The sequence below is a fragment of the Candidatus Limnocylindrales bacterium genome (assembly GCA_035571835.1).
GTDB lineage: Bacteria > Desulfobacterota > Binatia > UBA1149 > CAITLU01 > DATNBU01.
Window position 1 is genome coordinate 71586 of sequence record DATNBU010000045.1, and the last position, 16015, is coordinate 87600.

Here is a 16015-nt window from a genome sequence, read left to right on the forward strand (position 1 = left end):
TTGTGGCCGCGGCGACAGTGGTCGCAGCCGTGTGTGTAACGGCGGCTATTGTCTTCCCCGCACGACAGGCCGAAAATGCGCCGCCCGCAGCGAGGGCGTAGCCATGCAGTGCCCGCAGTGTAGCTTCGAAAACCCGTCGACGGCCAAATTCTGCCAGGAATGCGGCTCTTCGCTCGCCCTTCGCTGCTCGAACTGCGACGCCACGCTCGCCCTCGGTGCGAAGTTCTGCACCAGCTGCGGGCATCCCGCCGGCCAGGCCTCGGCCCCGTCCCCGAATACGTACGCACCACGGCATCTCGCCGAGAAGATCCTGCGCCAGCGCACTGTCGTCGAGGGCGAACGCAAGCAGGTCACGGTGCTGTTCGCCGACGTCAAGGAGTCGATGTCGCTCGCCGAGACCGTCGATCCCGAGACCTGGCACCGGATCATGAACGAGTTCTTCGAGCTGCTGTCGGCCGGCGTGCATCGCTACGAAGGCAGCGTCAACCAGTACACCGGCGACGGCATCATGGCGCTTTTCGGCGCGCCGATCGCGCATGAGGACCATGCGCAGCGCGCGTGCTACGCCGCGCTGTGGCTGCTCGACGAGCTCGCACGCTACTCCGACCAGCTCCGGCGCGTCGAAGGCCTGAACTTCTCCGTGCGCCTCGGCATCAACTCGGGCGAGGTCGTGATCGGGCAGATCAACGAGGACCTGCGCATGGACTACACGGCGCAGGGCCACACGGTCGGGCTCGCGTCGCGCATGGAGCAGCTCGCCGCTCCGAACAAATGCTACCTGTCGGCGAATACCGCGGCGCTGGTCGGCGACTACTTCGAGCTTCGTGATCTCGGTGAGTTCCGCGTCAAGGGCGTCAGCGAGCCGCTTCACGTGCACGAGCTTCAGGGCGTCGGCCGCCACCGCACGCGGCTCGACGTTTCGCGCTCGCGGGGACTCTCGCGCTTCGTCGGCCGCGAAGATGAGCTGAAGCGCATAGAAGCTGCGCTCGAGTCGACGCGAAACAAGAATCCGCGCGTCGTCGGGATCGTGGCCGAGCCGGGCGCCGGCAAGAGCCGGCTCTGCTACGAGTTCGTGCAGAAGGCGACGAGGGCCGGCATCACGGTGCTGACCGGCCACTGCGTGCCGCACGGTGCGATGATTCCGTTCCAGCCGGTGCTCGAAGTGCTGCGCGCATACTTCGCCATCGAGGAGAACGACTCGCCGCAGACGGCTCGAGAGAAGATCGCCGGTCGCATGCTTCTGGTCGACGACGCGATGCGCACGCATCTGCCGCTGGTCTTCGACTTCCTCGGTGTTCCGGACCCCGAACGTCCGGTGCCGCCAATGGATCCGGAACCGAGGCGCCGCATGCTCTACGCGGCGCTGCGCCGCACGCTGCGCTGCAGCGACGCCAAGGATCCGGCGGTCATGCTGATCGAGGACATGCACTGGATCGACGGCGCGTCCCTCGCGTTCTTCGGCGACATGATCAAGGTGCTGCCGGAGACGTCCGAGATGCTGCTGATGAACTACCGGCCGGAATTTCATCCGCCGTGGGCGGACGATCCGTGCTTCGAGCAGATCGCGCTCGAGCCGCTCGGCCCCGCAGCGGTCGGAGAGATCCTGCGCGACCTGCTCGGCAATGATCCGTCGACGGTAAAGCTGGCGACCAACATCGAGAAGACCACGTCGGGAAATCCGTTCTTCGTCGAAGAGCTCGTCCATGCGCTCGTCGAAGCGGGAAGCCTCGAAGGCTCGCGCGGCGATTACCGCCTGATGCGTCCGGTCGAAGACATCATCCTGCCGCCGACGGTGCATTCGGTGCTTGCTGCGCGCATCGATCATCTTCCCGAGCGCCAGAAGGAAGTCGTGCAGAGCGCGGCGGTGATCGGCAAGAAGTTCTCGGAGGCCGTGCTCCAGCGCATCGTGCACATGGACGCCGCCGATCTGCGCGCCGCGCTCGATGCGCTGTGCGAGTCCGGTTTCCTCTACGAGCGCGAGGTCTATCCGGCCGCGCGCTACGCCTTCCAGCACCCGCTGACGCAGGAAGTCGCCTACCGCACGCAGCTCAGCGACAAGAGGAAGGGCCTGCACCTTACGATCGCGCGCACGCTGACCGAGCTCGAGCCGGAAAAGCTCGACGAGAACGCTGCGCTGCTCGGGCACCACTGGGAATCGGCCGGCGAGCTTCGCGAGGCCGTCTCGGCCTACCGCCGCGCTGCCGAACGCGCGAGTGCGAGCGAGATGCGCGAGTCGAAGGTGCACTGGACCAAGGTCATGGAGCTCATCGACCGTCTCGAGCCGGGCGAGGAGATCATCGATCACGCGATCGCGGCGACCGAAGGAATGCTGAGCCTGTGCTGGCGGCTCGGTTCCGCGAACGAAGAGGCGCATCGCATTCACGACTGGGGCGAGAGCTGGGCGCTTCGCAGCAGCGGCAACGAAGCCCGTGCGCGCGTGCGCGCGGCGTACGGCGCGTGGCACGTCTTCAACGGCGAGATCGACAAGGCGCTCGGCATCTACAAGGAGGCCGTCGCGTTGCTCGGCCCCGAGTCCGACCCGCGCCTTCGCCTGCAGTTCGCGAGCCGCCGGGCCTACGCATGTCTTCTTGCCGGCAAGCTTCGCACGGCCCTCCAGCTGACTCGCGAAGTCATCGAGAGCATGGGCGAGGAGCTGCCCAAGGCGGAGGTTTCGCTTGCCGACTGGCTGTTCATGACCGGTTTCAGCGGACTCGTGCTGACATATCTCGGCCGCGTTCCCGAGGCCGGCCGCATCATCCAGCGCTGCCACGACCTCGCGGTCGAAGCCGGCGATGCGGGCAGCACCAACATCATGCGCGGGTTCGGTGTCACGCATGCGTGGTTCACCGGCGACGGCGTCACCGCGTGGCAGCACGCGCGCGCGCAGGTCGAGTTTGCCGAGCGCATCGCAAGCCCCGCGATGCGAGCCGGCGCATACGACTCGCTCGGTGTCGCGCAGCTCCTGCGCGGCGAATGGGAAGAAGCCGTCCGCTCGCTCGAGACGGCGCTCAGCATCGCGCGCGAAACCGGGACGTTCCTGCAGGCCGAAGCGCTCGTGCTCGCCAACATGGCCGACGCGTATCGCGGCTGCGGTGACCTCGACCGTGCGATCGACGTCGCGCGGGAAGCCGTCGAAGTCGCCCGCACGCGCCGGACGCTGATGCACGAATGCCGCGCGAGCCTGTTCCTCGGCCGTGCGCTGCTGGCGCGCGGGCTCGGCAGCGATCTCGTCGAGGCCGAGCACGCGCTGCACGATGCGCTCGAGATCGTCCATCGCACCGAAGCCCGCGCGTACGAGCCGTTCGTCCGGGCCGAGCGCGCAGCGCTCGCGGCAGCGCGCGCCGACGACACGTGGCATCGGCGCGAGATCGCGCACGCCGCGGCACTGTTCCGCGACATCGGCGCCGAGGATCGCGCCGTCCAGATCGAAAGCACGCACGCCGCCGCCTGATCGGATACGGGAACCGAGGCGCCGTCATCCCCACACTTACGCCAGAGCAGCGGCGCACGATCACGACGCTCGCCTATCCGATCATCGGTGCAATGGCGTCGCAGAACATCGTCAATCTCGTCGATACGGCGATGGTCGGATCTCTCGGCACCACGGCGCTGGCGGCCGTCGGCATGAGCAGCTTCGTCAACTTCATGGCGGTCTCGTTCATGATGGGAATGTCGTCGGGCGTGCAGGCCATGTGCGCGCGCTGGCGCGGCGCCGGACGCAGCGGCGAGATCGCGAAGCCTTTGAACGGCGGCCTGCTGCTGGCCGCGATGATCTGCATACCGGCCACGGCCGTGCTGATCCTCGCGACGCCGGCGATTTTCTCGGCCATCTCACCGGACCCGGCCGTGCGCGACGCCGGCACGGCGTATCTTCGCCTTCGCCTGTTCGGCATGACGGCAGTCGGGCTCAACTTCTCGTTTCGCGGGTACTGGAACGCCATCAATATGTCGCGCCTGTACATGACCACGCTGATCTCGATGCATCTGGCCGGCATCGCGCTCAACTGGATCCTCATTTTCGGTCATCTCGGTGCACCGGCGCTCGGCGTCGAGGGTGCAGGCCTCAGCAATGCGATCTCGCAGTGGGTCGGCACGGCCGTATATTTTTCGATGGCGTGGCACTACGGGCGCAGCGAAGGATTCCTGGCCGGGCTGCCGTCGCGCGAGACGATGCGCGCAATGTTTGCGATCTCGATGCCGGCGGGGCTGCAGCAGCTTCTGTTCGCTTCCGGCATGCTCGCGCTGTTCGCGATCCTCGCGCGCGTCGGCACCGCCGAAGTCGCCGCCGGCAACGTCCTGATCAACGTGATGCTGGTTACGATCCTGCCGTCGATCGGATTCGGCCTCGCCGCGGCGACTCTGGTCGGACAATCGCTCGGAGCCGGCGACAAGGCCGAGGCTTACGAATGGGGATGGCGAGTTGCGCGGTTCGCTGCCATCTTCGTCGCTGTGCTCACGCTTCCCGCACTGGTGTCGCCCGATCTGGTGCTGCTGCCGTTCCTTCGCGACGCCGCCACGCGCGACCTCGCGATCTGGCCGCTGCGCATTGCGGCGCTGTTCGCGCCACTCGAATGCGTTGCCGCCGTGCTGATGAACGCTCATCTCGGTGCGGGCAGCTCGCGTACCGTGCTGGCCGTGTCGGTTGCGACCCAGTGGGGCGCGTTCCTGCCGCTGGCATGGCTGCTCGGGCCGGTGCTCGGGCTCGGACTGATCGCGATCTGGTCGGCGCAGGCGGCCTATCGCATGCTGAATCTCTCGCTGTTCGCGTGGAGCTGGCGCAGGCGGGCGTGGGCAGGAGTAAACTTTTGAAGAGGTCACCCATGGGCCACTCCATCGTTCGACGCGCTGCGGTGATCGCAGCCATGGTTGCGATGATGCTCCCGGCCGGCTTCGCGCGGGCCGGTGATCCGGACTTTGCCGGCGATGGTCTTGCGGACTTCGGCCGAGCCGACGACGCCGGCGAATTCGGTCCGCTCATTCTTCGTGACCTCAACGGCACGCGTACCTCGCTCGCGTCACTTCGCGGCAAGGTGGTCGTGCTCAACTTCTGGGCTACCTGGTGCAAGCCGTGCATCGAGGAGCTTCCGCTGCTGGCGGACCTTGCCGAGCGTTACGGTGATCGCGGGCTGGTGGTGGTTGCGGCGTCCGTCGACGATGCGTCGAGCCGCAGCGACATAGCGCGCGTCGCGGCCGCGCTTCCTGATTCGATGAAAGTCTGGATCGGCGCAACACTCGAAGACATGGAACGGCTCGAGCTCGGAATGGCGGTTCCGGTCACGGTCGTCCTCGACCGCAAGGGCGACGTCGCCGAGCGACAGCGCGGATCGCTCACCCGCGGCGGCATCGACAAGACCATCGAGCGACTGCTCGGCGGCCCCGGTGACAAACCGAAGAAGCCTTTCGATTCCGTCGAAGCGGCAAACTGCGGACAAGCGCCGTCGGCCGGCTGCGCAACCCTCTGACCGCTTCTCAAGGATGAAACGCCGGCTGTCGCTCGGGGTGCGCGTCAGGCGGCCGGCCGCAGCCTGTAGCGGATCGGCATGCGCTTGATGCCGCCGACGAAGCTCGATCGCAGCCGCTCCACCTTTCCCGTGACTTCGATGTGCTCGAGCCGCGGCAGCAGTGTGCGAAACGCCGAGCGCAGCTCGAGCCGCGCGAGGTTTGCGCCGAGACAGACGTGCTCGCCCATCCCGAACGCGACGTGCGGATTCGGATCGCGGTCGATGCGGAAGGTGTCGGGATCCTCGAAGACGTCTTCGTCGCGGTTGGCCGACGGATAGAACAGCGTCAGGTTCTGACCGGCGCGGATCTTCTGGCCACGCACCTCGACGTCCTGGTTCGGCGTGCGGCAGAACTGGATGACCGGCGTCGTCCAGCGCACGATTTCCTCGACAGCATTGTTGATGAGCCCGGGATTGCGGCGGAGCTTCTCCATCTCGCCCGGATTCTGCAGCAACGCGAGCAGACCGCCGGTGGTCGCATTGCGCGTCGTCTCATTGCCGGCGACGACCAGCAGGAACAGGTACGACAGCAGCTCGAACGGCGGGATGTCCTCTCCGTCGAGCTTTCCGGTCGCAAGGATCGTGATGATGTCTTCGCGGGGCTGCTTGCGGCGCTCGTCGACGAGCTCGGCGTAGTACTGGAACAGCGCAAGGCGCGCGCGCTCGTCGGTCTGCTCGGCGGTCTCGCCCTCGGCGCGGTATTCGGGATCGGTCGCGCCGATGATTTCGTTGGTCCAGCGGAACATCAGCTCCCAGTCGGCGCGCGGAACGCCGAGCAGGTCGGCGAGAACCGCCAGCGGAAGCCGCGCGGAGAACAGCTCGACGAAGTCGCCGTCGATGGTGCCGCCGCCGGCCATCATCGCATCGAGCAGCTCATGCGTGATGTCGTCGACGCCGCGCTTCATGCGCTCGACCGCACGCGGCGTGAAATGGCTGCTGACGATGCGGCGATACTTCGCGTGCTCGGGCGGATCCATGTTCAGCAGGTGCCGCGCCGGGTAGTCTTCCTCGTCGTCGCGATCGAATTCTGGAAACGCCGCAAGTCGCGGGCGATTCTCGAACACCTGCGGGTTCTTCGAGATGCGGACGATGTCGTCGAGCCTGGTCACCGCCCAGAACGGAATGCAGTCGCCGCGCTCGTACCAGTAGACCGGCGCCTCGCGACGCAGCAGTCTCCACGCTTCGTGCGGGTACCCGTTGTCTGCGTAAGTCTGGTGACTGATGATGTCGATCGTCTCGAGGCTCGGCTTCGAATCGGGCATCGCGTTCTCCGTTGTTTCCGCGGCCGCGTGCTCCGGCGGAGATGCTGCGTAGCGGTCGCGAGTGCTTCTCGCAACTCACCGAGGTGGTGACACTCGGCGCCGCAGCGACTGGAGTCGTCCGTGGGATGCCGTTACCGTCTCGTCATGATCGGGAAACTACGTCGCGGTCTCATTTCGGGTCTCGGCTACGGCGCAGCCGTCGCGATCGTCGATCTCGCTTTCGGAACCTGGAACTTCACGAAGCTCAATCTACCGGCTTTTACCGGAACCGTGGTCGAATCGGCTGCGATCGAAATCGCACTCGGAGCTTTGATCGGTCTCGTCGCAGCACCGCTCGCAGGTTCCGGCCGCGACAGTGGGCTCGGTCACCTTGCAGCGATGACCGCGATGTACCTCGCCGCCGCGTGCTGGGTCGCCGTCGATCGCGCGGCGATCCCGATGTGGGCAAGCCCGGCTGTTCTCGGTGCGGTGCTCGTTCTCGCCGGCCGTCGCCTGGACCGGCATTGGCATCACGCGTCGGCTGCGCTCGGCGCGTTCGTGCTCGCGGCGATCTGCCTGGTGCCGGCGCTTTACCAGCGGGCCGCCGACAGCGTGCGAAAGCAGCGGCCGCTGCCGTCCGCAAGGGCGCAGGACGATTCCCGGCCCGACGTCGTCGTCGTCGTGCTGGATACCGTGCGCGCCGCGAACATGTCCGCGTACGGCTACGGCCTGCGGACGACACCCGTATTCGAGACGCTCGCGCGCGAAGGCGCGCTGTTTTTCGATGCGAGCGCACCCGGAACGTGGTCGCTGCCGTCGCACGCGTCGTTGTTCACCGGGCTGTTCCCGTCGGTGCACGGAGCAACCGAAGAACACCGCGTACTTTCGGTGGAAAGGCCGACGCTCGCGTCCGTGCTCGCGAAGGCGGGCTACCAGACCGTCGCATTCACCGCCAATCCGTGGATCAGCGATCATCTGGGGCTGACGCGCGGCTTCGACTGGTCGGACGAAGCGTGGCGCGACGGCGGCGGCGGTCGCGCGTTCTTCTTCAGCTTCCGGCTTCTCGACAAGCTCGGCTTCGGACCCGTCGACAAAGGCGGCGGCGAAGTCGCGTCACACTTCGAAGACTGGGAAGCCGTTCGCCCGAAGGATGCGCAGCCGGCGTTCGCGTTCCTCAACTTTCTCGAAGCGCACTTCCCGCATCATCAGCTGCCGAAGGAGTTCCTGCACAAGTTCACGAGAATGACCGATGCCGAGCAGCATGAGTACAGCCGCCGGCTGTTCGCAACGCAGTTCGGACCGCCGATGTCCGGCGTCGGCGTCGAGGAGACGCTGCGGCCGGCGCGCGAGATGTACGACGCCGGGATCGCCTACACCGACTCGCTGCTCGGACGCGTCGTCGAGGCGCTGCGCCGCCGCGGCACGCTCGATCGCACGCTGCTCGTCGTGCTCGCGGATCATGGCGAGCTCATCGGCGAGCACGGAGAGTTCGGCCATGGAATCTCGATCTTCCAGCCGACGATGCGGGTGCCGCTGCTCGTGCGGCTGCCCGGCACGATCAAGCCGACGACCGTCACGCAGGCCGTTTCGACCGCGGGCGTATTCGCTACGGTTCTCGACGTGCTGTCGATGAATCCTCCGCCGCCGCAGGTCGTGCCATCGCTGTTGCCCACGCTCGACGGCCGGCCCGGCGGGCTTCCGGTGGTTGCCGAACGGTTTGCCGGTGAAGCGAGCGCAGGCCGCACGCATCCGCTGTTCGACAACAAGGTGCGGCTGCGCGCGTATCGCTCGGGCTCGCTCAAGCTCGTGGAAACGTCGAAGGGCGCGTCCTTTCTCTATGACATCGAGAACGATCCCGACGAGGAAACGGATCTCGCGAAGGAGAGGCCTGAGGATGTTGAGCGGCTGAAGGCCGAGCTCGAAGCGTGGCGCGGCGTGACCGGAATGCCGCCGCTCGATGCGCCGGTCATGGAAGGTACGGGCGACGAGACGCTCGACCCGGCTGCGAAGGAGCGGCTGAAAGCGCTCGGATATGTCGAATGATCGCTGCGCCGGCCGGGCTGGCCGCAGCGATCACGATTGTGGCTAGACGCTCAGAGATGGTCGCACTGGCCGCACAGCAGCTTCGGCTGGGACAGCTCGATGCTGCGCGATACGCCCTGGTCATCCGTGGCGAGTGCCACGGGCGGATCGAGCTTGGTGCCTTTCGCCTGATAGCAGCACTGGTGCAGGTCCGGCGGAGGCGTCCCGGCGCTGCCGGTCGCGGTGCAGTAGAGCGAGAATTTCTTGAGGTCGACGGTGCCGGCGGAAAGGATTTCGTCGCTGACGCTCAGACCTTCGGTCTTGACGAACTTCGTCGCGCTTACGTCTTTGACCTGCCAGCACTGATAGTCGCTGGCGCCCGTGCACTCTGCCGAGCCCACCTCGGAATCCGTACCGGACGGACAGATGAAGCACTCCGGGTTGTCGTGGTAGGGCGCGTAGCTGCCGGCCGCGCACGAGCTGCAGGACCCGTCGCTTTCGAGCGTCGTTCCCGGCGGACACTGCGCGTACGACATCGTGTACAGCGAGCCAGTGCTCAACTGATTGGCGGCGAGGACGAGAATCGGTTTTTCCGTTCCCGAGCCTGGCGGCAGCGTGCAGATGATCTGGTCGTCGGCGTCGCTGCCTCCTCCCTGGTCGCACGTTTCTCCGCCGACGATGACCTGCTTCGACGAGCCGGTCGGCCCGAAATAGGTACCGTTGATCGTCAGGGTATTGCCGCCGTTGCGCGCACACTCGGTGACGCTGCTGCCGTCGGCCGCCGTCGTGCAGCCGATCACGCTCGTGATCTGCGGAGCGGCGTAGCTGAGAGCCGGCAAGTCGAGACTCGACAAGCCCGCATTGTCGACGATGCGTACCGGAACGGACTTGCCGCTGCCGGGAGGCAGCGTGCAGACAACCTGCTGGGCGTCGGCAGCGGTGACGGGGCATTCCGAGCCGCCGACGTAAACATGGCTGCCTACAGCGCTGAAATTGCTTCCCTGGATCGTGATCGGGATATTCCCGGCCGTCGGGCAGTCCGTCGTGCCGGTGCTTCCAACGGTGCAGCCCTGCACGGAGCTGATGTCCGGCGCCGCGTATGCGACCGACGCGGACAAACCGGCGAGCAGCAACGCTGTTGTGAGGAATGAGGTGGAACGTAGTGAGAAAGCGGACGTGCGATGCACGGAAAGGCAAAGGTTCGGCATTCGATTTCCCCGTGTGACTTGCCGCTCGATCGTGACCGATGATTCGGTCTCCCTCGATCCGCGGGCCCGCGGAGTATGACGGTTCGGCTGCGTCTGTGGCAAGCCTTCAAGGCTCCAAATCGCGAAGGGCCGCAGCAATCGCATCGCGATCCTTTTCATCGGCGGGCGCAGTGTCGAGGTAACCCTGCCATGCCCGGATCGCGTCGCGCCGCGCATCGGGCTGCCAGCGCGCGAGCTTCGAAGCAGCGAGACCGAGATTTTTTGCGACGTACCATGGCGGGGGCCACGGCCACTCGGCCGCAGCCTGGAGAAGCGCATCACGGGCCTTAACAAACATTTCACGGGATTCGCCGACCGCCATCGCACGATCGAGCAGCCAGACGCCGCGCGAATGAACGATTGCGCGATAATCCGTCAGGACGACATGTTCCCATGTGCCGGGCGGATAACGGGTTTCATCGGGACGGGCGTTTGCGGCAAGCGGCGCGAGCGTCGAATCGGACGCTACCGCGGAAATCATCTCCTCGCGGAAATCGCCCCTCGAAAGCACGTGAAGGCTGATTCCATCCGGAACCAGCAGGTAGCCCGCAGACCAGCTCGTATCGCCCTGTTTCACGCCCGGATAGACGTGGATCGAGCGCACCGCGCGGTTCGCCTCGACGAACGACTTCATGTCGAACGCGTTCACCTCACGCGGGTGGTACATGCGTCCTGGAAATACGAGATCCGCGTGCTCCGTTCGTGCGCGCTCGATGTACCAGGGCTTGGTCATCATCTCCTGGTCGAGAACGATGACGTCCGCCCGCACGCCTTCGCACACCTGCACGTAGCGTGAGGCGTTGCTGATCAGGTCGCCGTACGTGAGCAGCAGCGCATTGGGTGGAAGGCCGGCGAGAATGGCGCGCCCATATTCTTCGACGAAGTGGTTCCGGCTCTCGTCGTGCGATGAAAAATTGGTCGCGAGCTGGATTGCAATGAGCGCGACCGCGGACGCCGTGACGATCACGCGTCCGATCTCGCTGCGCGCCGGAAGAAACGCCCGGAGGCGGGCGAGCCCGATGCCGGCAAGCACGAAGGCGACCAGATACGGCTGCTGCCAGAAGCGTGACGTGATTGCGCGATAGAACGGATCGCCCAGCGGGAGGTTCGCCATCAGTGCGAACACGCCGACGGAGAAAGTGAGGGCTGCGGCGAGGAGTGCGATGAAGCGACGTCCGGGCGCCGCAGCCGACGCGGGTCGCAGCAGTGCCACGACCACAAGCACCGGACCGATCCATAGCGAGCCGCTCGCGAACGATCCGGCGAACGCCGCAAGATGCTTTGCAAAGCCGAGCGCTCCGACCGGAGCATTGCCGCTGAGTCCGAACGTGCCGTAGTCGCGCCGGAGCAGCACGTCGAAGAAACCCGCGACGGTCGACGGATCACCCCACGACAGCGTCGTTGCATGCCGCGCCGCCAGCGGCAGGTACAGATACGGCAGCAGCCCGGCCACCGAGCAGGCGGCAAGCACCGCCAGCTTCCTGGGACGAAGAACATCGCCGCGCGAGACGATCCCCATCCAGGCAGCCACCGGAACACAGACCAGAACGAACGTGTGGTGGTTCGAAAGCCCGAGCCCCGCAGCAAACGCGATCAGCCTCGCGTGCCTGTCGTCCGGCGCTTCACTCCAGCGCAGCACGAGCCACAGCAGCAGCGCGACGAACAGGTTGTTCAGCGCGAAGACTTCGGCCTGCGTGGCGTACGTCCAGATGAGCGGCGAGAACGCGAAAAGAAGCGCGGCCGCCGCTGCTGCGGCAGTGTCCCTCGAGAAGCGCCGGACGATCGCGAACAGCAGCGTCGCCGCGCCGGCATCGCAGACCGCCGACAGCAGGTTGACGCGCCACGCGATCGAGCCGGACGGAAGCCACGTGAACGCGTGCGCGAGCATCGTGTAGAGCGGATACCCCGGCGCATGCGCGACCCCGAGCTTCCATGCGACGAAGACGAGCTCGCCGGAATCGCCGCCGGAGACCGTCGGATGCAGCGTCCGGAGGTAAACTGTGAGGCACGCGAGGAAGATGACGAGTTGCACGTGGAATCCCGGGCGCCGTCTGACCTGAATCCAACGGCAAGTTCCAGCAGTTGCAGCCGGAGCTCCGACGGTGAACCGCATTGCGGGCAACGCAGCCCAAGGGCCGCCGCCGTGGACCGGCTGCTTCCGTGGATGGAAACACACTGGTAGCGTGCCCAGAGGTCGCGCTCGGGTTGTCCGTTCCGGACCACGTCGATGCTGAGGCCAAAGAGGCACCGAATGACCGGCTTGCTCATTCACGCGGTGATCGGACTCGGAACCGTCGCGATTTTCTTCTGGGCGAATGCCTACCTCTATCGACGCGACTGGCCTGGTTCATCCATGAGTCCCCTCGAGGCACTGTGCTACGTGCTGGCAATCGGTTCGGTCGTGGCCGGCTGGTACTTCAATACGAAGTACATGTTCACGTACCCCGCGGAAGGAAGCTGGGTACATTTCACGAAGATGCTGTTCGACAACCCCGCGGCCGGATCCGTCGGTCAGGACATCATCATCACCAACGCCATCCTGTTTCCGATCTGGACGATCGTCGACGGCTCCCGCCACGGGCTGCGGCACACATGGATCTACGTGACGATGAGCATGTTCACGAGCTTCGGATTCGCGATGGGCCTTTATCTGGCCGCGCAGGAACGCCAGGTGCGCTGGCTCGCGAGGCCGCAATGAGCATGGAGGCCGAATACGACGTGATCGTGATCGGTGCCGGCCACAACGGCCTTGCCGCCTCGGCGCTGCTGGCCGGCCGGGGGTTTCGGGTCCTCTGTCTCGAGAAGAATGCGTACGTCGGCGGTATGGCCGGCACGCGCGAGATTCTGTCCGGCTGCCGCAACGACGTCGGCGCAAGCCTCCTGTTCCCACTCGCCAAGGGTCTCGAAGAGGAGCTCGAGCTGAAGCGGTACGGCGTCGAGTTCATCGACCTTCCAATCATGGCGACCAACCTCAACTCCAAGGCTTCACCGCCGGCGATCTTCTACTCGAATCCGCTTCGAATGGCCGTCTATGTCCTTCGACATTTCGGAGTGCGCGCGATGGTCGGGTTCGTGCGCCTGATGGCGTTCTGCAAGTACCCCGCAAGCCTGATGCATCGTTTCACGCCGCGCAGCGTGCCGCCGACGCTGGCCGAGCTGCTGGCGGCCGCGCCGAACGCGGGCAGACGCCGGCAGATCGAGCTCGCGTTCAATGGCAGCGCGATGGATCTCGTCAATCGCTTCCTGCCGGACGAGAAACGCCATCGGACGCTGCGCGCGCTGGTTGCATTCGCCGCGGTGCAGTCGACCTACAAGGGGCCGTTCACGCCCGGAAGCGCGCTGTGCCTCGTCTACACGTTCGCGCAGAACGACGGCGGCGGTCTCATGCGCCGCGTGAAGGGCGGCATGGGATCGCTCTCGGAAGCGCTGCGCCGTTCGATCGAAGACAAGGGCGGGGAAGTGCGATTGAAGTCGCCCGTGCGCCGTATCCTCGTCGAAGACGGTCGTGCAGCCGGCGTCGAGCTGAAAGACGGCCGGCGCCTGACGGCGCGCGCGGTGGTATCGAACCTCGACAAGCCGGCCACGCTGTTCGGCCTGGTCGGCCGCGAGCATCTCGACGGCGACTCGGTGAAGCGGATCGAGAACATCGAGCACCGCGGTGCGTACGTGCACCTGCTCCTCAAGCTCCGCCGCCTGCCGGCCTACGGCCCGCCGTTCGAGCACCTGAACGACGATTCGCACACGCACTTCAACACCACGCTGGTTCCGGATCCGCACCTCCAGCAGGCGAGCTTCGAAGCGTGCGTGCGCGGCGAGGTTCCCGAGAACCCGCCGATCGCGATCCAGATTCCGACGGTGATGGATCGCTCACTAGCGCCCGACGGATTCCATATCGCGACGACCTACGGATTCTTCTTTCCGTGCGAAGCCGCGAGGGAAGACCGCGGTCGACTTCGCGACGAGATGGCCGAGAGAATCCTCGATCGCCTGAGCGAGTTCCTTCCCGACCTGCGCGAGTGCATCGTCGAGAAGGCGGTATTCTCGTCCGATCATTTTGCAACGATGCAGGGAGCGACCAACGGGGACTTCACGCACGGACTGATTCATCCGGAGCAGATGATCGGCGGACGACTGCTGATGGCCGGGTCGGCCCACGCCACTCCGGTCCCGGATCTGTTTCTGTGCGGAGCGTCCTGCCATCCCGGCCCGGGCGTCACGTTCCTGCCCGGTTACGGTGCGGCGTACGAGGTCGCCGCCGCGCTCGAACGTGCGCAGCGACCGGCGGCTCGTGCCGCGGCATAGGGTCGTCAGCGTTTGCGCGCGCGCAGCTTGCCGTCGGAGTTCCTCGAAATGCTCTGCTCGTCGTAGCTGCCGTCGAAACAGGCGGCGTGTCGCACCTGCACCTGCGCGCGAAGCGGCAGGTTGAGCTGCGGCGTCGGCAGCAGGAGCTGGCCGCTCGTGAGACCCAGTCCCGCAGCCTTCATTGCAACACTGGCCTTACCATTGCCGCCCGCCTGCAGCGTCATCGAGGTGATACCGCCGGCGAAGCCATACTCGTCCTTGTATTCGAAGCTGCCGTCGTCGAGACGGTGCCAGCACGGGAAGCCGAAATTTTGGCAGTAAAACCCACCCGGGATGATCGACTGGAAAATCAGGACCGGTGCCGGACCCGATTCGTCGAAAAGGCAGAACCCGACGTCATCGTCCACATCCGGACGGCCGAGGTCCAGGTCGAGAGTCTCCGCTCCCCTCTTGTACTGCCACCGAAGCTTGTCCCCGGAGCTGCTGTCACGCTTGTCGAGCTGCAGCTTCGTCGACGATTGCTCGATCTCGCCGCGGCAGTCGTTGCGCGGAGCGGCCACACAGCCGCCGGCTCCGTCGCAGATCGAGCAAACCGGGCAGTCGAGCTCCTGCTCGACGACGCAGCTTCCCGCACTGCAGACGGAAATGACCGTACAGGGATCGCCGTCGTCGCAAAGGGTCCCGTCGGGGTAAGGCGCGCAGTCGTCGCCCGTGCAGTGAGTGCACGAGTCGACGACACAGTTGCCGTTGTCCAGCACGGCGCAGCGGTAACCGAACTCTTCATAGTCGAAATCGGCGCAGACCATGCCGCCCCACCCGTAGCCCGTGCCACTGCCGCTGTACCTCAGGCCGGACGCGGCCGCCTGTCCATGAAAGTCGTCGGCGTGGCAGACGCCCCCGGCGTTCGGCGTCGATACATCGAAGACGCCGCTCAGGCTGTCGATGGTTCCGACGTAACCGACGCTGCCGTCGCTGTGGTGCTTGAATGTGATCGTGCCGTTGTGCTGTTCGATGTCGGCTTCCTCCAGGAAGGGACCGAGATCCGTGTCGAGGTAACGCAGCCAGCGCCCGCTCAGATCGATGCAGGAACCGATCGGTGACCCATTGCCGCAGACGCCGCCGCTGCAGGTCTCACCGCTCGTGCATGTGTCGCCATCGTCGCAAGCAGAACCATCGACCGAAGGCGAGCAGACCAATGGTTCTCCACTGCAGCTGTAGCAGGGCTCGACCTGGCAGGACGCGTCGCAACCGTCGCCATCACTGCTATTGCCGTCGTCGCAGTCGCAGCGCGTGAGCAGCAGGTGGTAGTTCTGATACGTACCGGTGCAGTCGCCTCCGTAGAACTCGATACTGCCGTCGAGTGATCGCCCGTCGGGCAGGAGCCGGAACGTCAGCTCCGCGATGCAAGGGGCACCGTTGGTGAAGGCGTTCACCTGGGAGCCGGAGAAGGTGCCGTCGAAGGGATAGGTCGGGTAGGGGTCGAGGACGATTTCGACCGAATTGCCGTCCTGTTGAATCTCCGCGAAAGGACCCCAATAAGAAGGCTCGATCCGCCAGCGTCCCGTAAGGTCGGCTGCCGCCGCGGGAACGGCAGTAGCGAGGGCAAGAACTACGATCAGGCCGCGAAGCTGGGGTCGTCCGGCCATGACACAGCGATATGGGCTGGCGCGGGCCCCGTCAAGGCAAAGTCTCCGTCTGGCGG

The 16015-nt window shown here is 65.8% G+C and carries 10 protein-coding genes; 6 read left to right on the forward strand and 4 right to left on the reverse strand.

Features of this window, described 5'->3' with window-relative positions; all coding sequences use genetic code 11:
• Positions 1 to 103 precede the first annotated feature (103 nt).
• From VN634_21575 to VN634_21585, 3 genes are read left to right on the forward strand one after another with little or no spacing between them, the layout of a single operon-like run.
• Positions 104 to 3451 carry an adenylate/guanylate cyclase domain-containing protein gene (locus tag VN634_21575; GenBank protein HXC53492.1) on the forward strand — a complete coding sequence of 1116 codons (3348 nt, stop codon included), beginning with the start codon at positions 104 to 106 and terminating at the stop codon, positions 3449 to 3451.
• The gene (locus VN634_21580; GenBank protein HXC53493.1) at positions 3352 to 4809 is read left to right on the forward strand and encodes an MATE family efflux transporter; all 1458 of its coding nucleotides are present in this window, start codon (positions 3352 to 3354) and stop codon (positions 4807 to 4809) included. Before VN634_21575 ends, VN634_21580 begins: the two co-directional genes overlap by 100 nt.
• Before the next feature lie 11 nt (positions 4810 to 4820).
• Positions 4821 to 5462 carry a TlpA disulfide reductase family protein gene (locus VN634_21585; protein ID HXC53494.1) on the forward strand — a complete coding sequence of 214 codons (642 nt, stop codon included), beginning with the start codon at positions 4821 to 4823 and terminating at the stop codon, positions 5460 to 5462.
• Positions 5463 to 5506: 44 nt separating this feature from the next.
• On the opposite strand, the gene VN634_21590 is transcribed toward VN634_21585, so the two are convergent.
• Entirely contained in the window at positions 5507 to 6763 is a 1257-nt protein-coding gene (locus VN634_21590; protein ID HXC53495.1) for a cytochrome P450, read from the reverse strand.
• A 144-nt stretch (positions 6764 to 6907) separates the two neighbouring features.
• Here VN634_21590 and VN634_21595 point away from each other — a divergent pair, with 144 nt between their 5' ends.
• Positions 6908 to 8785 carry a sulfatase gene (locus VN634_21595; protein HXC53496.1) on the forward strand — a complete coding sequence of 626 codons (1878 nt, stop codon included), beginning with the start codon at positions 6908 to 6910 and terminating at the stop codon, positions 8783 to 8785.
• Between the two features lie 50 nt (positions 8786 to 8835).
• On the opposite strand, the gene VN634_21600 is transcribed toward VN634_21595, so the two are convergent.
• Together VN634_21600 and VN634_21605 are read right to left on the reverse strand one after the other, a co-directional pair.
• A complete protein-coding gene (locus VN634_21600) occupies positions 8836 to 9840 on the reverse strand; it encodes an IPT/TIG domain-containing protein (GenBank protein HXC53497.1) in 1005 nt (334 codons plus the stop codon).
• 238 nt (positions 9841 to 10078) lie between these two features.
• Complete coding sequence (locus VN634_21605; protein ID HXC53498.1) at positions 10079 to 12043, reverse strand: DUF2723 domain-containing protein; 1965 nt, start codon at positions 12041 to 12043, stop codon at positions 10079 to 10081.
• Between the two features lie 219 nt (positions 12044 to 12262).
• Here VN634_21605 and VN634_21610 point away from each other — a divergent pair, with 219 nt between their 5' ends.
• A complete protein-coding gene (locus VN634_21610; protein HXC53499.1) occupies positions 12263 to 12709 on the forward strand; it encodes a DUF2834 domain-containing protein in 447 nt (148 codons plus the stop codon).
• The gene (locus tag VN634_21615; GenBank protein HXC53500.1) at positions 12706 to 14313 is read left to right on the forward strand and encodes an NAD(P)/FAD-dependent oxidoreductase; all 1608 of its coding nucleotides are present in this window, start codon (positions 12706 to 12708) and stop codon (positions 14311 to 14313) included. The genes VN634_21610 and VN634_21615 overlap by 4 nt, the downstream gene beginning before the upstream one ends.
• 5 nt (positions 14314 to 14318) lie before the next feature.
• Here the strand turns inward: VN634_21615 and VN634_21620 are convergent, their stop codons facing one another.
• A complete protein-coding gene (locus VN634_21620) occupies positions 14319 to 15959 on the reverse strand; it encodes a hypothetical protein (protein ID HXC53501.1) in 1641 nt (546 codons plus the stop codon).
• Positions 15960 to 16015: the final 56 nt, after the last annotated feature.